A 19,700-nucleotide genomic window follows, 5' to 3' on the forward strand; every position below is an offset into this window, starting at 1 on the left:
GTATTCGCAACTGGTTGCGTCACATGACGTTGTTCTCCTGCACCAATTGTGATGGTCCAAACAGTGTCATCTTTCACATAGCCTTCTGGAGCTTTTATTTCAGTCAACTTGTACTCTCCATATGCTAATCCTGTGAATACTAAGTTACCGTCTTTATCAGTTGTTAATGTTTGTTCGAAGTCCTTACCTACTAATTTGAAGGTAGCTCCTTCGAGTGCCTCTTTACTCACTGAATCGGTTTTCTCAACAGTCAATGATCCTAATGGTTCCTTATAGCTATTATTAAATATAATGCTTGCAGTTCCACCTTTAGTGACAGTAACCTGCCCATTACTAGGTTTAGAGGTGACACTATCCCACACATACCCGCTAATAGCATCAGTATAAGATACTTCCTCTACTGTATATGTGCCTGGGTCAAGTTTGTCTACAGTAACACTCCCTGTACCATTAGTTGTAGTAATAGAGATGGTTTCTCCTACCTGGTCATTTTTGCTATTTTTTAATTTAAAGGTGAATGTGCCATCAAGCTTTGTACCATCAGTAGCACTTGCATTTTTGGTAATTTCCACTGAACCTTTGTTAACAATTTCTTGCATCTCTTCAGTAGAAATCTCAACATCAATCCCTTTGCTTGTACCCTTGCCTCCACAATAATTTTTATGATCCCATGTATAAGTGAATGGCTGTGAAAAGGACTGATCACCATCAGCAAGCGTAACAGTATAATTAAGCGTTCCTGTTACTACAATGTTTGAATCTTCCGTTAAATTCATCCGTCTATCTCTACTTGTATACTCTTGGTCATTCCTGTTAGGGTCTTTCGATGGACCTGTCATTGTAACCGAATTACCATCGGCTGTAACTTTAAAATTCGTAAACGAAACATTTTTGACAGGAAGCTCTGTTTGAACCCCGTCTTCTTCTAGAATATATTTGAAGTTTACTTTATAAAGTACGTCTAAATGATACAATCTTTCAGTAGCATAAGGTGTTATGCCTTCTCCACCCTCGGAAGATGCTGCTTCCTCTTCTTCAACAATCGCTAAGTCATCTTCAGAAGATGCTGTTTCCTCTTCTTGAATACTTCCCGAGTCACCCTCCTCATCATCACTGCTTTCTTCTGTTGTTGCTTCTGTTTCAACTGTTTCTTGTCCGTCTACTACTAATTCTGTTTCAGGCGCAAGAACAGTAACAGTTGCTGTTGTAGATGAATCAGAAGAAGTAAATGTCGGTTGGTAATTACCGGCTTTTTGAGCTTGCACTTGGACCTTCACTACTTTACTGCCATTCTCAGCCCAATTGAATTGTAGTGTTTGATTATCATTACTGATTTCCTCTATATTTCCTTGTCCTTCCAAAACACCTGAAATCGTCAAACCTTCTGGTACTGTAAAACTATACGGACCACTTGATTCATCGCTCTTATCTGTCAACGTTGCAACAAATACTTCTGATTCATTGACAGATGCTGCACTCAAACTTAATCCAAGCACAGTTCCTTGAGCGTTAACATACTGAGAGATGGGACTAAGAAATGTCTGCACCATTAAACACAGAAGCGTAATAATCGACATCATCTTTACGAGATGGTGTCTCTGCTTATAGTTCAGATCACTTCTTAAGCCTGTCTTCTGACTGCCTCTTTTCATCGCCACTCCTCCTTCAGTTTTTTATTGACCTATGTTGCGGCATAAATCATGGGGGGATACCCCCGACTGTCAATTTATTCATTATTTATCACCTCTTCAATTAATTTTGCATGAACCACTCTTCTGCCGTTCTCATAATCATCGCTGCACGTTGAAAGCGTTAATATATGATCATCTTTAATTACTTGGATTTCTTGATTATGAAAATCAGATTTTGACAAAATAGTATTTAGAAAGTCCTCATAGCTACTAATTGTTGCAAATTTAATTTGCAGATAATTAAAGTCCGTATCTGTGTTATAGGTGGAGAATATACTCCATTTTCTATAACCATCCGGACTAAACGTTTCAATAAAAGGATGTTCTTCAAAGAAAACCTGGTTACTATAATCATTCAAGGCATGGAACATGGTGCCGTTTTTCATGTTATGACCGTACAAAATGGTATGAATGTCACCAAATTCTGAGTTATTGCGATAATCCATAAAAATGCTTCCCTGCTTAGAATCTGAATGATTAAAATCATGCGTTAAGTAATAACTGTTATCGCTCGTTTGGACAATCGGATAATCAATGGATGTTCCATCTATCGATATCCACCCGATTGTTTCATCATTAGTTATCAATAATTCTGAGAAATCATTCTGATTTTCTATCAACTCTTGTTTTTCCTGATTGAACTGCTCCTCTAGCTGGTGATTTTGAAAACTATCCTTGAAATTGCTAAATAATAAAATCCCCGAACCAATAAAAACAAACAGCAAAACCACAAATACAAAATATCGAATATATTTTTTCATCCTTTTTCATCTCTATATAAAAATAGTTTTCTTGTATAACTTCATTCTAATAATATAAATTTCATAAAACAAACAAATACCGGAATATTTAGTTTATTATTAAAATTAACCCACAAAATCTTCACTAAATTCATTATTGTGAAAAAATAAGCAATATCAATCAAATATTTTTACACAAACCATTAGACAGTCAAAAAGACTCTCAAGGATTCCCTCGAGAGTCTTTTATTTCTTACGGATAAGCAATGACGCATATACAAACTAACGCAATCGGAACGAGCGACCATTGCAGCACCCGCTTCCACCTCATGTTGCCAATGATAAAACAGATGGCTGCAGCATTGAGCATAATGACTGTTATGACAAAGCTAACAAAAAATCCGAACTGTAAATATCCCTCCATTCTGAACACCTCTCTATCAATTGCTTGCCAACACTTTAATATATTTTTTCTACCCGTATTGCTAAGCAAAAAAACCTTTTCTCAGAGGTGTGAGAAGAGAGGATTTAGTAGGAAATAAGGATGAAGTAAATCACACATTTAATCATCTGTTTATCTTATGGTAATTGCCTATAACGGTGACAACACAAAACATCCAAATAATTTTCAAACTTTTTTCACATTTGAATAAAATGTGTTTTTTGTATTATGTATGTGGGTAGAGAATAGATAGTACAAATGCGCATTGTACACAAAAAGGAGAGAGAAAAATGTTAGGCAAAAAAGTATATGTAACAGCGGCCTCTGCTTTACTTTTACAATCATTAGCAGCGCCGCTAGTAGGAGCTGTATCTGTAGACAATTGCACTGAAATGTACGCTAAAGATTTTACAGCCGGCAATCCCGTTAATGTTTTAACAACCAATGAAGTTCGTTTAAATCCGGCAAATGCCCTTGGTGAATTTGACACGACACAGATTGGTAATGAAAATGCCTTTTATGCAGTCGCATCACATGATTATACGACCTATACATTTGCACAAGATTTCTACAATGTTGACGGTCATTATGACATTCAACTTGCTGAAGTAACATGGGGTACTTGGCATCCTGAAGCTGTAAAAGTATATTTGACAGGAGCAGTCATTAAGGATGCTAACGGAAATAAAGTTCAATATGACGGAGACTATTATGTCGGAATTGCTTGGAACAAAGTGGGATCAGATTTGATTAAAAATCTGCCTCCAGATAGTATCGCAGATCAGCTTAATACAAAACTCGGCTCAGACTATTTCACAGCAGAAGACTTTGCTAATAAGATTAATACTAGTGTTGATAGTAATATCACCACTGCTGACATCAATTTGCCTGATGAAATTGTCTATGCAAAAGGTGTCAAACTGATTGATATTACAACTGAAACTTATCGATTAGGCACTGAACGTCAAGCGGCTACCTATGACCAAAGTACAGATGGTTTCGATCTTGATGCCATCAAAGTCTATGCTCCTAATGCTCCAGAATTGAGCGGAGATAGTGCCACTGGACTAGGAACAAATATCATGAAAAAAGGTACATGGTTCATGTACAACCCATACAACGGAACTGAAAATACATTTAAAATCGTAGCGGGCAACCCTAAAAACGGTGAAACTGTCATCGGTACGTATACTGTCACAGACAACGGTAACGGAACATATACCGTCCACTATGACATGTATGACACAGTCACAATCGACGGATATGAGTATGAAATTGAAGTAACAAACGAACATTTGGCAATTAGCGATGGATTATTTAAATCTGCTAGCCCAGGTAAAGAAGCTAATCAACAATTTGATAAAGCTTTTGAAGATGCGGACGGACAATTTAATATCTTTGCTCATTTCGAAGTGGAATACTATCAACATTAAGCATTTCTAGTAAGTGTGCAAAAAAAACAGACGCTAGCATTTAGCGTCTGTTTTCTTTTCAACGTTTAAAGCCCCGCTTCCGCTTACGGATTACTCGCATAAACAGAAAAGAGGCTTTTAGAAATAGGTTACTTACAAAACACTAATTGGCACCGTATTATTCAGCAACTACAGGTACTAATTGATATTCATAAGTAGTCACTGTAATGCTAAAGTGTGCAAATAAATCATACTCATTATTTTCATTTACATTAGGTGTGAATGATGCACCATTAGTCAAATCAAGATTTTGACCTGGTGCTTTGTTAATGGTAGTTCCGGAACCAGTGTAATTATAATGAGCATCATGGATTTCCACAGCTGTGTAAGTGTCGCCAATTTCAGGGTTAGCCGGTTGAGCTTGTTCATTAAATTTGTAAGAAAGTTGATATACATCATCTGCTTTATCCACGCTTCACTTTCTTAGCTCGTTTAATCTCTGCTTTCACTTTCTCAATCGCCTTTGCTTTCATTTCTGCATCGTGTTTCTTTTTGGCATCTCTTACAGCTTTATGTATTGCACCTTTCTTTTTGTTTTCCGTTTTTACTTTCAATTCAGCTTCACGTCTTATCCGTTCCTCTAATGCACGTTTTTTCTTTTCGGCTTCTTCCGCTTTCTTTCGAGCTTCCTTTTCTTTCTTAATTTCTTCCTTATGCTCAAAGTAATATGCAATATCATCTATAACGTCATGTTCTAACTCCCATTCCCCTGTATCAGTACTATATCTCCATAATTGACCATCACTTACAAAGCTATCTCCGTCTTTAGGCATAAGTAAATCACGCTCCCCTTATCGCTCTACCCACTATCCTACTAGTTTCAAACTTCCTTCTGTTATAATCTTTCCTCTAATAAACTTTATTGAGCATACAAAAAAACCTCCAACCCGCAAGTGTGATCAGCACCTGCGAATTGGAGGTTTCCTATATTATATTGATGGCTCAATCAAGCCCACTCCATCAACCACTAATTAGCGTTTGATGTTGTAGAAAGATTTTAAACCATCGTATACTGCTAAATCGCCAAGCTCGTCTTCGATGCGAAGAAGTTGGTTGTATTTAGCGATACGGTCTGTACGAGACATAGAACCAGTTTTGATTTGACCAGCGTTAGTTGCAACAGCGATGTCAGCGATTGTAGCATCTTCTGTTTCACCAGAACGGTGAGATACAACTGCAGTGTAGCCAGCGCGTTTAGCCATTTCGATTGCTTCGAAAGTTTCAGTTAAAGTACCGATTTGGTTAACTTTGATTAGGATTGAGTTAGAGATACCTTTTTCGATACCTTCAGCTAATTTTTTAGTGTTTGTTACGAATAAATCGTCACCAACTAATTGAACTTTGTCGCCGATGCGCTCAGTTAATAATTTGTGACCTTCCCAGTCGTTTTCGTCAAGACCATCTTCGATAGAGATGATTGGGAATTCGTTTACTAATTCTTCGTAGAAGCTTACAAGCTCTTCAGAAGTTAAACCAGTGCGTCCTTCGCCAGCTAGATCGTATTTGCCAGTTTCTTTGTTGAAGAACTCAGAAGAAGCAACGTCCATACCTAAGAATACATCTTTACCAGGAGTGTATCCAGCTTTAGTGATAGCTTCCATGATTACTTCTACAGCTTCACGGTTAGAACCAAGGTTTGGAGCGAATCCACCTTCGTCACCTACAGCTGTGTTAAGACCTTTAGAGTGAAGTACTGCTTTAAGAGCGTGGAATACTTCAGCACCCATACGGATAGCTTCTTTGAAAGTTGGAGCTCCAACTGGTAAGATCATGAACTCTTGGAAGTCAACGTTGTTGTCAGCGTGAGAACCACCGTTGATGATGTTCATCATTGGAGTTGGAAGTTGTTTAGCGTTGAATCCGCCAAGGTAACGGTATAATGGTAAACCTACAGAATCAGCAGCAGCGTGAGCAACAGCCATAGATACACCAAGGATTGCGTTAGCACCTAGTTTACCTTTGTTGTCTGTTCCGTCTAATTCGATCATAGTGCGGTCGATACCAACTTGGTCAGTAACGTCCATACCGATGATAGCTTCAGCAATGATGTTGTTTACGTTGTCAACAGCTTTTTGAACACCTTTACCAAGGTAGCGAGATTTGTCGCCGTCACGAAGCTCAACTGCTTCGTATTCACCTGTTGAAGCACCTGATGGTACTAAAGCGCGTCCGAAGAAACCAGACTCAGTCATTACTTCTACTTCTACTGTTGGGTTACCGCGTGAATCTAGAACTTCACGGCCGTATACGAATTGAATAAATGGCATATTAAAAACTCTCCTTTTTTTCTGTTTGAATTTGATTATTTGTTAATTAATGTAGCGCCTGTCATTTCGACTGGTTTTTCTACATTTAATAAATCAAGCATTGTTGGTGCTAGGTCAGCCAGTTTACCATCTCCACGAAGAGTTACTCCCTCTTTCGTTACGATGACAGGAACTGGGTTAGTTGTGTGGGCAGTCATTGGTTTGCCTTCTAATGTAATAACTTCATCAGAGTTACCATGGTCAGCTGTAATAATTGCATAACCACCTTTAGCGATGATTGCATCTACTACTTTACCAAGACCTTCGTCCACTGTTTCGATTGCTTTTACAGTTGGTTCAAGCATACCAGAGTGACCTACCATATCTGGGTTCGCATAGTTCAAGATGATTGCGTCGAACTTGTCTGCTTCAATCTCTTTCAATAATGCTTCTGTCACTTCAGGAGCGCTCATTTCTGGTTTCAGATCGTAAGTTGCAACTTTTGGAGATGCAATCAGGATACGCTCTTCGCCAGGGAATTCCGCTTCACGGCCGCCGCTCATGAAGAACGTTACGTGAGGGTATTTCTCTGTTTCAGCGATACGAAGTTGTTTTAAGTTGTTTTGTGACAGCACTTCACCTAAAGTGTTATCAAGGTTTGTAGGTTTGAATGCTACATAGCCTTTAACTGTTTCAGAGAAGTGTGTGAAGCATACGAAGTGTAAGTTCTTCGGTGCTTTTTCGCCACGGTCGAAGCCACGGAAGTCTTCGTTTGTGAATACGTTTGAGATTTGGATTGCACGGTCAGGGCGGAAGTTATAGAAAATAACTGCATCATTGTCCTGAATTGTTGCAACCGGAGATCCGTCTTCTTTTGTCATAACAGAAGGAAGAACGAACTCATCGAAGACACCATTATTGTAGTTATCTTCTACGCAGTCGATTGGATTTGTGTAAGTAGGGCCTTCACCGTAAACCATTGCACGGTAGCACTTTTCTACACGCTCCCAACGATTGTCGCGGTCCATACTGTAGTAGCGGCCGGAAATCGTTGCAAATTCGCCAACGCCTGTTTCTTTTATTACTTCTTCAGTCGCTTTGATATATTTCTCAGCAGTTTGTGGACCAACGTCACGACCATCAAGGAAGCCGTGTACGTAAACATTTTTTACGCCTTCTTTAGCAGCAAGCTTAAGAAGAGCATACATATGTTCAATATGGCTATGTACGCCACCGTCTGATAATAGACCAAACAAATGAAGATTTGTTCCATTCTTTTTCACATGATCCATAGCATTCAAGAAAGTTTCATTTTTGTCGAATTCACCTTCACGAATTGCCACGTTCACGCGAGTTAAGCTTTGGTAAACGATACGGCCAGCACCAATGTTCATGTGACCTACTTCAGAGTTACCCATTTGGCCTTCCGGAAGACCAACGAATTCACCATCAGCACGTAAAGTTGCATGAGGGTATTGATTCCAGTAACGGTCGAAGTTCGGTTTTTTCGCATGCGCTACCGCGTTACCTTTAGTTTCATCACGTAATGCAAAACCATCAAGAATAATTAATGCTACAGGTGCCTTGCTCATTTGCCTGCCTCCAATAATTGAAGGAAAGATTTTGGATCAAGAGCAGCTCCGCCAACTAGAGCACCATCGATGTCTGGTTGAGCCATGTATTCTTTAATGTTTTCTGGTTTTACGCTTCCGCCATATTGGATACGGATTGCTTCTGCAACATCAGTTGAGAATTGAGAAGCTACTACTGAACGGATGTGAGCACATACTTCGTTAGCATCAGAAGCTGTTGAAGATTTGCCAGTACCGATTGCCCAGATTGGCTCATAAGCAATAACAGTAGCTTTTGCTTGTTCAGCTGTTAAACCAGCTAGCGCTTTTTCGATTTGAGCGCCAACAAGCTCGTTTGTTTTTCCGCTTTCGCGTTCTTCAAGAGTTTCACCGCAGCAAACGATTGGTGTTAAACCGTGTTTAAAAGCAGCTAAAGTCTTTTTGTTTACTGTTTCGTCAGTTTCGTTGAACATTTCACGACGTTCAGAATGTCCAAGAACTACGTATTGTACTCCAAGGTCAGCAAGTGCAACTGGGCTGATTTCGCCAGTAAAAGCACCATTTTCTTCGAAGTGCATGTTTTGAGCGCCTACAGCAAGGTTAGTTCCTTTAGTCGCTTCTACTAATTGTCCTAAAAATAATGCTGGAGAGCAGACTACTGAATCTACTGCATCATTAGAAGGAACTGCGTTTTTTACTTCTTCCACAAAGCTTAATGCTTCAGAAAGTGTTTTATTCATTTTCCAGTTTCCAGCGATGATCGGTTTACGCATTGAATACCTTCCTTTCTTAAAAAAGCCGCGAGCAATTGCGTATAGGACATCACAAACAGAAAGGCGTCCCCTTCTATCGTTTCGTCTCTAAGCAAAGGCATCAAGTTTAAGCAAATTATTGTATGAAAGCAGCATTTATGAAAAATCACGTCACATAGTAGCAGGGCCCTTATCTAGTATGTGTCATAACCTTTCTTAAAGAGCTTTTAACAAATATTATTTGTCGTTTAAAGCAACTACGCCCGGAAGCTCTTTACCTTCGATAAATTCAAGTGAAGCTCCGCCGCCAGTTGAGATATGTGACATTTTGTCAGCTAAGTGGAATTTCTCAGCAGCTGCTGCAGAATCTCCTCCACCAACTACGCTGTATGCATCTGAATCAGCTAGTGCTTGTGCAACTGATTTTGTACCGTTAGCGAATTTATCGAATTCGAATACGCCCATTGGTCCGTTCCAGATAACAAGTTTAGAGTTTTTGATTACATCTGCATATAATGCAGCTGTTTTAGGTCCAATATCAAGAGACATCCAATCAGCCGGGATAGCATCGATATCTACCACTTTAGATTCAACGTTTTCGCCGAATTCTGGAGCGATAACAGCATCGATTGGCATGTAGAATTTCACGCCTTTTTCTTCAGCTTGTTTCATGAAAGATTTAGCTAGATCAATTTTGTCTTCTTCTAATAAAGAAGTACCGATTTCATAGCCTTTTGCTTTGATGAAAGTGTAAGCTAAGCCACCGCCGATGATTAGGTTGTCCACTTTATCAAGAAGGTTCTCGATAACGCCGATTTTATCCTTAACTTTAGCACCACCGATGATAGCAGTGAAAGGACGGTCTGGGTTAGACATTGCTTTGCCTAATACATCTAATTCTTTCTGCATTAAGAAACCAGAAACAGCTGGGATGTATTTAGCGATACCTTCAGTTGAAGCGTGCGCACGGTGAGCAGCACCGAATGCATCGTTAACGAAAATGTCCGCAAGGTTAGCGAATGCTTTCGCTAATTCTGGATCGTTTTTCTCTTCGCCTGGGTAGAAACGAACGTTTTCAAGCAATAATACATCGCCGTCGTTCATTTTAGCGATTTGTGCTTCTACAGCTTCTCCATATGCTTCGTCAGCTTTTGCTACTTCTTTTCCAAGAAGCTCGCTAAGTTTTTTCGCAACTGGAGTTAAGCGAAGCTCTTCCACAACTTGACCTTTTGGACGGCCCATGTGGCTTGCTAAGATTACTTTTGCACCTTGATCCATTAAGTATTGGATTGTTGGAAGTGCAGCGCGAACACGAGTGTCGTCAGTAATCACACCGTTTTGCATAGGTACGTTAAAGTCTACACGGCAAAATACGCGTTTACCTTTAACATCGATATCTTTAATACTTTTCTTGTTCATATCGAAAGACCTCCTTCTAAAACTAAAAAGAATGAATAACAGCGTACAGAATATGTACTTATATTTTCCATCTGTTCATAAAATAACCGCAATTATTTAAGAAAGGAGAAAAAGCTAATGGAGTCTTCTTATGATAAGAAATGAAAGAATGTTTTGCTCTCCCTCCAAGAAGGGTATGCGTAAGAACAAAGATGAATTTCCTTCACTTTCTTACATCACAAGAAAAGGGGGAGGGGGCCTATAACCCTCTCCCCTTTTTCTCACCTCTATTATAATCAGAATAACACATTTTATCCAATATGTTCTACTATTGGTTTGTTATGTTATTTAATGAAACATACGGAATGAGGATTAAAGACCTTTAGAAGCGATGAAGTCAACTAGGTCTACTACACGGTTAGAGTAACCAGTTTCGTTATCGTACCAAGAAAGAACTTTAACCATGTTACCTTCCATTACCATTGTAGATAATGCATCGATTGAAGAAGAGTGAGTGTTTCCGTTGTAGTCGCGAGAAACTAATGGAAGCTCGCTGTACTCAAGAATTCCTTTTAATTCACCTTCAGCAGCAGCTTTTAGCTCAGCGTTTACTTCTTCAGCTGTTACGTCTTTTTCTAACTCAGCAACTAAGTCTACTACAGACACGTTTGGAGTTGGAACACGCATAGCCATACCGTTTAATTTACCTTTTAGTTCAGGTAATACTAGAGCAACAGCTTTAGCAGCACCAGTTGTAGTTGGGATGATGCTTTCAGCAGCCGCACGAGCACGACGGTAGTCGCTGTGTGGTAAGTCTAAGATTTGTTGGTCATTTGTGTATGAGTGAACAGTTGTCATCATACCGCGTTTGATACCGAATTTTTCGTTAAGAACTTTAGCGAATGGCGCTAAGCAGTTTGTAGTACAAGAAGCGTTAGAGATAACTTGGTGTTTAGCTGGATCGTATTGATCGTTGTTTACACCCATAACGATTGTGATATCTTCGTCAGAAGCTGGAGCAGAGATGATAACTTTTTTAGCTCCGCCTTCTAAGTGTTTAGCAGCGTCAGCGCGTTTAGTGAAGCGTCCAGTAGATTCAACTACTACTTCTGCACCAAGTTCTGCCCAAGGAATTTGAGCTGGGTCACGTTCTGCAACTACTTTGATTTTTTGACCAGCAACTACGATGCTGTCGCCGTCAACAGTTACTTTCTCGCTAAGAGTTCCGTGAACTGAATCGTATTGTAAAAGATGCGCTAACATTTTAGCATCTGTTAAGTCGTTGATTGCAACGATTTCTACGTTTGGGTTGTTAAGAGCCGCACGGAATACGTTACGTCCGATACGTCCAAATCCATTAATACCTACTTTTACTGCCATTTGAAGTTTCCTCCTTTTAATTAGGAACTGCATATTTTTTATATAAAAGGGACTAGCCCTTTAATAACGTTGTTGCTGCTGCTTCATCTGTGATGAGAATAGTGTTGTCGGGTGCACTCTTCATGTAAGCGCGTATAGCTTTGGCTTTCGATGTTCCGCCAGCGATTGCGATAATATCCTTAACATCTCCAAGGTTTTCGAGCTGGATTCCCACCGTTTGCACTTTATGAACAATTTCGCCATGCTCATTAAAGTAAAATCCAAAAGCCTCTCCTACAGCTTTCCCATCTTTTATTTTTTTCATGTCAGCATTTGAAGTATTTCTTCGTTCAGCCATTCTTGCGGCGTCACCGATACCGTGAATGACGATATCCGATTGTTTAATGAGAGAAATAACTTCCTTAATGGAAGGTTCATTCATGATGGTCAAGTACGATTCATCGCTGATTTGATCCGGAATGTACAGCATTCTGTAAGAGCTGTTCATTTTATCGGCCATTTTGGCAGCGATTGTGTTTGCCTGATTTTGCACATCTTCATCAAGACCGCCCCTTGCTGGGACAAACAGCAAATCCTTGCTGTTTGGAACCGGATTGAGCATATCAGCAAGCATTGCCATCGTTGTTCCACCGGTGACAGCGATAATATTGTCTCCAGTAAGCAACTTTTTCATTCGCTTTGCTCCAGCTTTTCCAAGTTCACTTTTCACCCAAGGAGATAAGTCGCTATTCCCTGGCACTACAATTACTTCTTTCACACAAAGTTCATCTTGTAATTGTTTCTCAAGTGAATCGATTCCAGACATTTCACGCATCACGCTTTCAAGCTTTTCCAGCAAGTGATAACCTTGTTCAGTCATCGTCATGCCGCTCGTATGCGTTTCGATTAAGTTTTGCGCCCTCAAGAACTCCACTTCACTTCGTACTACACGTTCAGTCATGTCCAAGCTCAAAGCTAAGCTCCTTCTTCCGACAGGCTGCATAAAATTTATGTAACGAAGGATTTGATACCTTTTCTGCATAACTTCTATCAAATCCGGCAATAATTTTTTTTGGATTGCAAGAAGATTTTTCATGAAGCTTTTCTTCCTTTCATATATGGTTGGACACTTTTTGTCCATGTTAGACATATTATGTCCCATCGTACCCAAAAAAATATCGCCCTGGCTTCAAAACTTATTTTAACAAGGGTTATTTCATTTTTCAATATGCATTTGCCCCTAAAATTATGTTCCATTATTCAGAAAACTAGTAATAGCATGATGGGTAATTTGCCCATACTGAATGATTTCTCCATTGTATTGTACCACAGGTATCATTAACCCATACAACTCAAGCAATTCGTCATTTTCATAAATATCGATTTCTTCATATGAACAGCCGATTTGCTTTTTTACTTTCTCTAATTCTTCCTTTGCAACTTCACAAAGATGACAATTTTGCTTTGAGTATAACGTCAACTGTTGCTTCATTTCGTTCTCCTTTTCCTGTAATGTTAAAATCGTCTTCTTTTTGAAGATGAAGGAATTTTCAATTGCTCCCGATATTTTGCTACGGTTCTCCTCGATAAAACGATGCTCTTGCTGTTCTTCAATAGATCGACAATTTCCTGGTCGGATAAAGGCTTTTTCTTATCCTCTTCTTTGATAATAGACCGGATAGCGCTCTTCGCCTCCATAGCTGATACATCCTCATTATTTAAAGATTGGAGACCGGATGTAAAAAAACTTCTCAACTCAACCGTTCCAAACGGGGTCTGCACATATTTATCTCTAACTGTCCGGCTCACTGTCGATTCATGAACATCCAGTTCATCAGCCACTTCCCTCATCGTCATCGGCCTTAAAAAGTTAAAACCTTTTCGCATGCACTCACTTTGTTTTTCGGCAATAATCGACATAACTTTAAATATTGTTTCACGTCTCTGCTGAATGCCCCGTAAAATCCACTGATATTCCTGGTGCTTTTCCTGCAAAAACTGTTTCACCTGCTTATCTCTATGGACTTTTAATTCCTCATAGTACTGGTTGTTTAATTTCAGCTTCGCTAAGTTATCTTCCGGCATCCTGACAATCAACTGATTCTTCAGCAGCTCCACGACAACATCCGGAACAATATAGGCAGGTGTTTCAGCGGAAAAGCCTGCACATGGACGCGGCTGCAATGTTTGAACGAAATCAGATATACACTGTATGTCGTTTAATGTAATATCAAGTTTCTTGCTGATATCCTTCCATTTCTTATCTGCAAAAGGCATAAAGAAATCTCGTATGACCTCTAACGTATACGCCGGGCAATTCAGCCGTTTAATCTGCAGCAATAGGCATTCCCGCAAATCTCTGGCAGCCACTCCTGCAGGATCAAGCTGTTGTAATTTATGCAATACCTCTTCAATTTGTTTCTCCGGCTTCTTGCATTGCTCCGCTAAATCCTGAACTGTAATCCGCAAGTAGCCGTTCCCATCAAGATTTCTTATTAATGTTTTTAAAATTTTTCTCTCATTCGCATTAATAGCATTTACGTTTACTTGGGAAAACAAGTAGTCCTCCAAAGAATCTTTTTGCTCCCCGATTTGCTCGAGCCAATCTTTTGATCCCGTATAATTCACGTTGTTTTTTTTCGGTCTTTGGCGACCTTTTACATAGCTGTTGAATTCAAGAGAAATCAAAGGGTTTTCAGAAGCCTTTTCCTCTAAAAAAGCGGCTAAATCTTGAGATGAATATTGAAGCAGAGCTATTGCCTGACTCAAGTCCTGTGTCATCGCCAGCTTCATTGTTTGCTGCTGAAATAAATCTGGCTTTAAGTTCATAAAGCACCCCCTCTTTTCAAACTCTGTTTGTTACTTACTATATTACTGCTTATGCACTGCAAATAATGTTTTTTCATGTCGGAAAAAATACAAAATCTCTTTCCCATGTCTTCAGAACAGGAAGAAGGCAGTGATACAACACCAATGCCTTATATCAGAAACTAAGATTCAGTTACTAGCGATGGGCATAAAAAAACGGTGTGACCATCTGGCCACACCGTTTTTCTGTAATTCTCTTTTTCAATGAACGCCCTCGGAGGGAATCGAACCCCCATCGTAAGAACCGGAATCTTATGTTCTATCCATTAAACTACGAGGGCAAACAACAAACTGGACCTAAAACATATGTTAGTCCGCTGTTAATTATATTGTACATTCAGAAACTTTGCAACTGGAAAAACTGTCGCCGGTCCTTCTTTACTTTTTGAATCAATAGATAATTGATGAATATTATTGTATAACTCCAAACTTATTTCTCTACCATTCAAAGAAGGAGTCATGCGTCAGGACTAAGATAAAACGCACGAGAAACCCACTTTTGGTTTCTCGGGTGGATTAGCTTAGGACCTAGCATGACAGGCGTAAGGTTAGACAAGAACAAAAGCGGAAGTGCCCCGTTTAGCAACGTATGAACTGGAGGCCGCCGAATATAGGAAACACGAAGAACGTCAGTGATTCGATGTTGACTTATCGTAGGGAGGTTGCGGAAGAGCATTAAGTGCTGAGTGCTGAAGCTGGACGCCGATTCTTTTTCATTTTTACTCGTGGTTGTTTATCCACGTTTTTGCAGAAGCATTCTCCGTTAAAAAGGTTTAAAGGAATTGGGTTTGGATAAGATGTTAAAGGACTCATAAAAATTAACAGCCCTTGCTCTGAAAAATGTCGAATAAAAGAGGAAAATACATTTGCCTTTTGTTTGACCTAAATTGACCAAAAAGTGTATCATGGTATTACAGATATTATTCTAAGTAGTACAAGTAAATTTGAGGAGGATGACATACATGAATTTAATTCCTACAGTAATCGAACAAACAAATCGTGGGGAGAGAGCATATGATATTTACTCTCGTCTTCTAAAAGACCGCATTATCATGCTTGGCAGTGCAATTGATGACAATGTTGCCAATTCCATTGTGGCGCAATTGCTGTTCTTAGAAGCTGAAAACCCTGAAAAGGATATTACAATTTACATTAACAGCCCTGGCGGAAGCATTACAGCCGGTATGGCCATCTATGATACAATGCAATACATAAAACCAAAAGTTTCAACAATCTGTATTGGTATGGCTGCATCTATGGGCGCATTCCTTCTTGCAGCAGGTGAAAAAGGCAAACGTTTTGCTCTTCCAAACAGTGAAGTAATGATTCACCAACCACTTGGCGGCGCTCAAGGTCAAGCGACTGAAATTGAAATCGCTGCTCGTCGTATTCTTGAAATGCGCGATAAATTAAACCGCATCTTGGCAGAACGCACAGGTCAACCACTTGAAGTATTAGAAAAAGATACAGACCGTGATAACTTCATGTCAGCTGAAAAAGCGAAAGAATATGGTTTAATCGACCAAGTTATCACTCGCAACGCTTTAGAAGATAAAAAAAATAAATAATAATCAGAGCCGTCTCATTGATTGAGGCGGTTTTTTATTCATATATTTAGTTGGAAATGAAGATAATCGGATGCATCTCTTGATGTTATCCCTGTAATTATCGGAATCAATCCCCCCAATACAGTCAATCGATCCACATTTCACTTTAATTTGTCCGAATTTAAAATTAATCAGTCCAAATCTTAAAAAATTCAATCGGAACTTTAATTAATCGGTCCAAAATCGCCTGGTAATCAGTCCAAACTTGCAAATAATCTGTCCAAGCCGCTTCCTGAAAATCATTATGCACTGCTCTCTAAACAAAAAGTAAAACCGGACTATCAAGTAGGCCGGTTTTAAAGCAAACATTATGGATTACAGCGATTCTTTTTGCACAAACTCCGTTAAATAGGCAACTGCTTTTTCTTCGTCTTTTCCTTCTGCACTGATTGTAATGATTGTCCCTGTGCTTACGGCAAGACTCATGATGCCCATGATGCTTTTGGCATTTACTTTCCTGCCATCCTTTTCGATGAAAACATCACTGTTGAAAGTATTAGCTTCTTGTACAAATATCGCGGCCGGTCTGGCTTGCAATCCTGATTTTAAATTCACTTCCACTTGTTTTTCAACCATGATCATTTCTCCCTCTCTCGTTTACTTGATATTTTCCCCTGCTCTTAACTTATTAGCGATTTCGTCGATTTTGCGAAGGCGATGATTGATTCCTGATTTACTGACTTTCCCCCCGGAAACCATCTCACCTAATTCCTTTAAGGTAACATCTTGATATGCTACCCGCAGTTCAGCGATTTCTCGCAGCTTGTCCGGCAATATGTCCAGACCGATTGTTTGATCTATAAATTGAATGTTCTCAACCTGTCTCAGTGAAGCGCCAATTGTTTTGTTCAAGTTTGCAGTTTCACAGTTTACGAGCCTGTTTACAGAATTGCGCATGTCGCGGACAATTCGCACATCCTCGAACCGGAAAATGGCTGTATGAGCGCCGACGATTCTCAGGAATTCAGAAATTTTATCTGCTTCCTTCAAATAAGTGATGAAGCCCTTTTTTCGCTCCAGTGTTTTTGCACGAAGCTCAAATCCGTTCATCAGTTCACATAATGCATCATTATGCTCTTTGTACAAAGAATAAATTTCCAAATGGTAGGCTGAAGTTTCGGGATTATTAACAGATCCCCCAGCTAAAAAAGCACCGCGCAAGTAGGAGCGCTTGCAGCATTTTTTCGAAACAAACTCCTTTGAAATCGAATGGTTAATCGTAAAGCCCTCTCCAAGAATTTGGAGATCCATTAAAATTTCCTGAGCTTTTTCCGCAAACCGTACGATGTAAATATTATTCTTTTTCAGCTTCATTTTTTTCCGGACGAGCAATTCTACATTCACTTCGTAATTTTTCTTGAGAAGGGTGTAGATTCTTCTCGCAATAGCCGCATTTTCCGTTTGAACATCTATGACGAGCTTTCTGTTAGAGAATGAGAGAGAACCGTTCATCCTAATTAATGCTGATAACTCTACCTTGGAACAACAAGGCTTCAATTCAAGAGTCGTTAGCTCCTTTTTCGTTTCTGAAGCAAAAGACACTCTCTCACCTCCTATTATTGCACGCATTGCGCTGATAAGGAAATGACAGGCCTTATCAGCTACGCACTTTTATTTACGATCCAAACATGGATTTTGTTTCATTTACCAACATTTTGTACAGTATATTCGCCACTTTCTTCGTGTCATGGCGGATATATTCTTGTTCATACGTTAAAATTTGTTCTTGCACAACTTCCATTCCAAGTTCCAATAACTTCGCCACATCAAAATGGACAGGCTGTGCCAGCTCCTCTTTATACCTCAATTGGATTTGCGGAGGAACTTCCTCATTGTTGACAAGGATAGTGTCAATGCAAGCACATCCGATATGATCATAGATGGTTTTCACATGATCACTTGCTGAGTAGTTCAGTGTTTCTCCCGCTTGCGTCATCAAGTTGCATACGTAAACCTTTCTTGCTTTTGCGTTGCATACCTCGTAGCCGATTCTCGGTACTAAAAGATTTGGCAAGATACTCGTGTATAAGCTCCCTGGCCCGACAACGATTAAATCAGCCTGGCGAATAGCCGTGATTGTTTCTGAAAGCGGCTTCACCTCAGATGGGGTCAAAAAGACCCGCTTAATCTTTTTGCCGGAATAAGGAATCTTGGACTCACCCGAAATATAAGAACCGTCCTCAAGCTCGGCGTGCAATACAACGCTTTGATTGGCTGCAGGTAAAACCTTACCTCGGACATTTAAAACCTTGCTCATTTCTTGAATGGCATGCACAAAATCACCAGTAATCGAGGTCATCGCCGCCAAAATCAAATTACCGAGAGAATGTCCAGACAGTTCCGATTGCACAAACCGGTGCTGGAACATTTTCTCGACGAGCGGCTCAACATCTGAAAGAGCTGCCAGAACGTTTCGGACATCACCCGGAGGCGGAATATGAAAGTCATCACGCAACCTTCCGGAGCTGCCGCCGTCATCTGCAACCGTTACAATAGCCGTAATATCGACAGGATACTGCTTCAAGCCCCGCAAAAGTACAGGAAGACCTGTACCTCCGCCGATAATGACGATTTTAGGCTGTTGAGGTTGCTGAATATATTTAACCATGAATTTGTTCCTTCCTTAAATTAATATCTCGGTGTGAAACAGTTGTATGGTATTGCCCCTTAAAATGTTGAGCCAAGTACTCAGCAATCGTTACGGAACGATGCTGACCGCCCGTACAGCCAATCGCGATGACAAACTGCGCCTTGCCTTCCCTCTTATAATGAGGAAGTACAAAAGTCAGCAAATCAATCACTTTCTCAAGGAATTTACTTGTTTCATTCCATTTCAATACATAGCTTGATACCTCTTCTTGAAGGCCTGTTTTAGGGCGCATATCCTCAATGTAATACGGATTCGGCAAGAATCGGACATCGAATACTGTATCAGCATCAATCGGAAGCCCGTGCTTAAATCCGAATGACATAATATTCACTGTGAATTCGGGACGGCTGTCCGTTGCAAATTGCTTTAAAATTTTCTCTCTTAATTCCCTTGGCTTCATATTGGATGTGTTATAAATGGTTTGTGCTCTTCCTTTTAAACCATCCAACAGTTTTCTTTCTTGCTTAATGCCATCTAAAGGCAAGCCGAGTGGAGCGAGGGGATGCGTTCTTCTTGTTTCTTTATAGCGGCGCACAAGTACTTCATCATCTGCATCAAGAAAAAGGATTTGAGGTTTCATCCAGTTTTCTTCCAGCAAATTATCAAGAGCCTGGAATAAATGATCAAAAAACTCTCTTCCTCTCAAGTCCATTACTAGAGCAACCTTATTCATTTTATTGCCGGATTCCTTCATCAGCTCCAAAAATTTTGGCAGCAATGTCGGAGGAAGATTATCGACGCAAAAGTAGCCTAAGTCCTCAAAACTTTGCACAGCCACTGTTTTCCCGGCACCTGACATACCGGTAATGATCACAAGATCGGTGTCTTTATTTATCTCAGTCATTACAAATCACCCTTTCTTCTTTCGACCTATCATACACACAGTCCTTTGAGCCGAATTTCG

General features: G+C 39.8%; 19 protein-coding genes and 1 tRNA gene. 2 read left to right on the top strand and 18 right to left on the bottom strand.

The genetic code is table 11. The annotated features are described in order from the left end of the window. The 3 genes from IEO70_RS09165 to IEO70_RS09175 form a co-directional block, all read right to left on the bottom strand. Positions 1-1,652 (bottom strand): MSCRAMM family protein (locus IEO70_RS09165; protein WP_235973559.1); only part of this gene is annotated, 1,652 nt, incomplete at its 3' end. A 74-nt stretch (positions 1,653-1,726) separates the two neighbouring features. After that, complete coding sequence (srtB, locus tag IEO70_RS09170; RefSeq protein ID WP_190998082.1) at positions 1,727-2,452, bottom strand: class B sortase; 726 nt, start codon at positions 2,450-2,452, stop codon at positions 1,727-1,729. Positions 2,453-2,684: 232 nt separating this feature from the next. Continuing rightward, positions 2,685-2,855 carry a hypothetical protein gene (locus IEO70_RS09175; protein WP_190998083.1) on the bottom strand — a complete coding sequence of 57 codons (171 nt, stop codon included), beginning with the start codon at positions 2,853-2,855 and terminating at the stop codon, positions 2,685-2,687. A gap of 308 nt (positions 2,856-3,163) precedes the next feature. Between IEO70_RS09175 and IEO70_RS09180 the strand changes: the two genes are divergently transcribed. Beyond that, positions 3,164-4,306 carry a hypothetical protein gene (locus tag IEO70_RS09180; protein WP_190998084.1) on the top strand — a complete coding sequence of 381 codons (1,143 nt, stop codon included), beginning with the start codon at positions 3,164-3,166 and terminating at the stop codon, positions 4,304-4,306. Between the two features lie 157 nt (positions 4,307-4,463). Here the strand turns inward: IEO70_RS09180 and IEO70_RS09185 are convergent, their stop codons facing one another. From IEO70_RS09185 to IEO70_RS09235, 11 genes are all read right to left on the bottom strand, one after another. Further along, positions 4,464-4,757: a hypothetical protein gene (locus IEO70_RS09185; protein WP_190998085.1), complete on the bottom strand. Its 294-nt coding sequence runs from the start codon at positions 4,755-4,757 to the stop codon at positions 4,464-4,466. Then, the gene (locus IEO70_RS09190; RefSeq protein ID WP_190998086.1) at positions 4,750-5,118 is read right to left on the bottom strand and encodes a hypothetical protein; all 369 of its coding nucleotides are present in this window, start codon (positions 5,116-5,118) and stop codon (positions 4,750-4,752) included. Before IEO70_RS09190 ends, IEO70_RS09185 begins: the two co-directional genes overlap by 8 nt. A 198-nt stretch (positions 5,119-5,316) precedes the next feature. Continuing rightward, positions 5,317-6,612 carry a phosphopyruvate hydratase gene (gene eno / locus IEO70_RS09195; protein WP_190998087.1) on the bottom strand — a complete coding sequence of 432 codons (1,296 nt, stop codon included), beginning with the start codon at positions 6,610-6,612 and terminating at the stop codon, positions 5,317-5,319. A gap of 35 nt (positions 6,613-6,647) precedes the next feature. Then, positions 6,648-8,183 (bottom strand): 2,3-bisphosphoglycerate-independent phosphoglycerate mutase, encoded by a 1,536-nt coding sequence (gpmI, locus tag IEO70_RS09200; RefSeq protein WP_190998088.1) that lies wholly within the window; start codon positions 8,181-8,183, stop codon positions 6,648-6,650. Continuing rightward, complete coding sequence (tpiA, locus tag IEO70_RS09205) at positions 8,180-8,935, bottom strand: triose-phosphate isomerase (protein ID WP_190998089.1); 756 nt, start codon at positions 8,933-8,935, stop codon at positions 8,180-8,182. The genes gpmI and tpiA overlap by 4 nt, the downstream gene beginning before the upstream one ends. Positions 8,936-9,151: 216 nt before the next feature. Continuing rightward, positions 9,152-10,333: a phosphoglycerate kinase gene (locus IEO70_RS09210; protein WP_190998090.1), complete on the bottom strand. Its 1,182-nt coding sequence runs from the start codon at positions 10,331-10,333 to the stop codon at positions 9,152-9,154. Between the two features lie 351 nt (positions 10,334-10,684). Continuing rightward, positions 10,685-11,692 (bottom strand): type I glyceraldehyde-3-phosphate dehydrogenase, encoded by a 1,008-nt coding sequence (gene gap / locus IEO70_RS09215; protein WP_190998091.1) that lies wholly within the window; start codon positions 11,690-11,692, stop codon positions 10,685-10,687. A gap of 52 nt (positions 11,693-11,744) precedes the next feature. After that, complete coding sequence (locus IEO70_RS09220) at positions 11,745-12,767, bottom strand: sugar-binding transcriptional regulator (protein ID WP_190998092.1); 1,023 nt, start codon at positions 12,765-12,767, stop codon at positions 11,745-11,747. A 150-nt stretch (positions 12,768-12,917) separates the two neighbouring features. Continuing rightward, on the bottom strand, positions 12,918-13,163 hold the full coding sequence (locus IEO70_RS09225) for a glutaredoxin family protein (protein ID WP_190998093.1): 246 nt from the start codon (positions 13,161-13,163) through the stop codon (positions 12,918-12,920). 23 nt (positions 13,164-13,186) lie between these two features. Next, on the bottom strand, positions 13,187-14,500 hold the full coding sequence (gene rpoN, locus IEO70_RS09230) for an RNA polymerase factor sigma-54 (RefSeq protein WP_190998094.1): 1,314 nt from the start codon (positions 14,498-14,500) through the stop codon (positions 13,187-13,189). Positions 14,501-14,748: 248 nt separating this feature from the next. Next, positions 14,749-14,820 (bottom strand) — tRNA-Arg (locus IEO70_RS09235). A 681-nt stretch (positions 14,821-15,501) separates the two neighbouring features. Between IEO70_RS09235 and clpP the strand changes: the two genes are divergently transcribed. Beyond that, complete coding sequence (clpP, locus tag IEO70_RS09240) at positions 15,502-16,107, top strand: ATP-dependent Clp endopeptidase proteolytic subunit ClpP (protein ID WP_190998095.1); 606 nt, start codon at positions 15,502-15,504, stop codon at positions 16,105-16,107. A gap of 354 nt (positions 16,108-16,461) precedes the next feature. Here clpP and IEO70_RS09245 read toward each other — a convergent pair whose 3' ends face one another. The 4 genes from IEO70_RS09245 to rapZ all read right to left on the bottom strand — a co-directional run bounded on the left by IEO70_RS09245 (position 16,462) and on the right by rapZ (position 19,640). Beyond that, a complete protein-coding gene (locus IEO70_RS09245) occupies positions 16,462-16,722 on the bottom strand; it encodes an HPr family phosphocarrier protein (RefSeq protein WP_190998096.1) in 261 nt (86 codons plus the stop codon). A 21-nt stretch (positions 16,723-16,743) separates the two neighbouring features. Next, positions 16,744-17,688, bottom strand: a complete 945-nt coding sequence (gene whiA, locus IEO70_RS09250) for a DNA-binding protein WhiA (RefSeq protein WP_190998097.1) — start codon at positions 17,686-17,688, stop codon at positions 16,744-16,746. A gap of 73 nt (positions 17,689-17,761) precedes the next feature. Further along, positions 17,762-18,754 carry a gluconeogenesis factor YvcK family protein gene (locus tag IEO70_RS09255; RefSeq protein ID WP_190998098.1) on the bottom strand — a complete coding sequence of 331 codons (993 nt, stop codon included), beginning with the start codon at positions 18,752-18,754 and terminating at the stop codon, positions 17,762-17,764. After that, positions 18,747-19,640 carry an RNase adapter RapZ gene (gene rapZ / locus IEO70_RS09260; RefSeq protein ID WP_190998099.1) on the bottom strand — a complete coding sequence of 298 codons (894 nt, stop codon included), beginning with the start codon at positions 19,638-19,640 and terminating at the stop codon, positions 18,747-18,749. Before rapZ ends, IEO70_RS09255 begins: the two co-directional genes overlap by 8 nt. Positions 19,641-19,700: the final 60 nt, after the last annotated feature.

Origin of the sequence: Peribacillus faecalis, from assembly GCF_014712675.1 — a bacterium.
GTDB classification, from domain to species: Bacteria; Bacillota; Bacilli; order Bacillales; family DSM-1321; genus Bacillus_AD; species Bacillus_AD faecalis.

Excerpts from the sequence above, each read along its gene's own strand:
- tpiA (WP_190998089.1), bottom strand. The coding sequence starts at position 8,935 with ATGCGTAAACCGATCATCGCTGGAAACTGGAAAATGAATAAAACACTT.
- IEO70_RS09245 (WP_190998096.1), bottom strand. The coding sequence starts at position 16,722 with ATGGTTGAAAAACAAGTGGAAGTGAATTTAAAATCAGGATTGCAAGCC.
- IEO70_RS09190 (WP_190998086.1), bottom strand. The coding sequence starts at position 5,118 with ATGCCTAAAGACGGAGATAGCTTTGTAAGTGATGGTCAATTATGGAGA.
- eno (WP_190998087.1), bottom strand. The coding sequence starts at position 6,612 with ATGCCATTTATTCAATTCGTATACGGCCGTGAAGTTCTAGATTCACGC.
- rpoN (WP_190998094.1), bottom strand. The coding sequence starts at position 14,500 with ATGAACTTAAAGCCAGATTTATTTCAGCAGCAAACAATGAAGCTGGCG.
- IEO70_RS09180 (WP_190998084.1), top strand. The coding sequence starts at position 3,164 with ATGTTAGGCAAAAAAGTATATGTAACAGCGGCCTCTGCTTTACTTTTA.
- IEO70_RS09220 (WP_190998092.1), bottom strand. The coding sequence starts at position 12,767 with ATGAAAAATCTTCTTGCAATCCAAAAAAAATTATTGCCGGATTTGATA.
- gap (WP_190998091.1), bottom strand. The coding sequence starts at position 11,692 with ATGGCAGTAAAAGTAGGTATTAATGGATTTGGACGTATCGGACGTAAC.
- gpmI (WP_190998088.1), bottom strand. The coding sequence starts at position 8,183 with ATGAGCAAGGCACCTGTAGCATTAATTATTCTTGATGGTTTTGCATTA.
- rapZ (WP_190998099.1), bottom strand. The coding sequence starts at position 19,640 with ATGACTGAGATAAATAAAGACACCGATCTTGTGATCATTACCGGTATG.
- clpP (WP_190998095.1), top strand. The coding sequence starts at position 15,502 with ATGAATTTAATTCCTACAGTAATCGAACAAACAAATCGTGGGGAGAGA.
- srtB (WP_190998082.1), bottom strand. The coding sequence starts at position 2,452 with ATGAAAAAATATATTCGATATTTTGTATTTGTGGTTTTGCTGTTTGTT.
- IEO70_RS09255 (WP_190998098.1), bottom strand. The coding sequence starts at position 18,754 with ATGGTTAAATATATTCAGCAACCTCAACAGCCTAAAATCGTCATTATC.
- IEO70_RS09175 (WP_190998083.1), bottom strand. The coding sequence starts at position 2,855 with ATGGAGGGATATTTACAGTTCGGATTTTTTGTTAGCTTTGTCATAACA.
- IEO70_RS09210 (WP_190998090.1), bottom strand. The coding sequence starts at position 10,333 with ATGAACAAGAAAAGTATTAAAGATATCGATGTTAAAGGTAAACGCGTA.
- IEO70_RS09225 (WP_190998093.1), bottom strand. The coding sequence starts at position 13,163 with ATGAAGCAACAGTTGACGTTATACTCAAAGCAAAATTGTCATCTTTGT.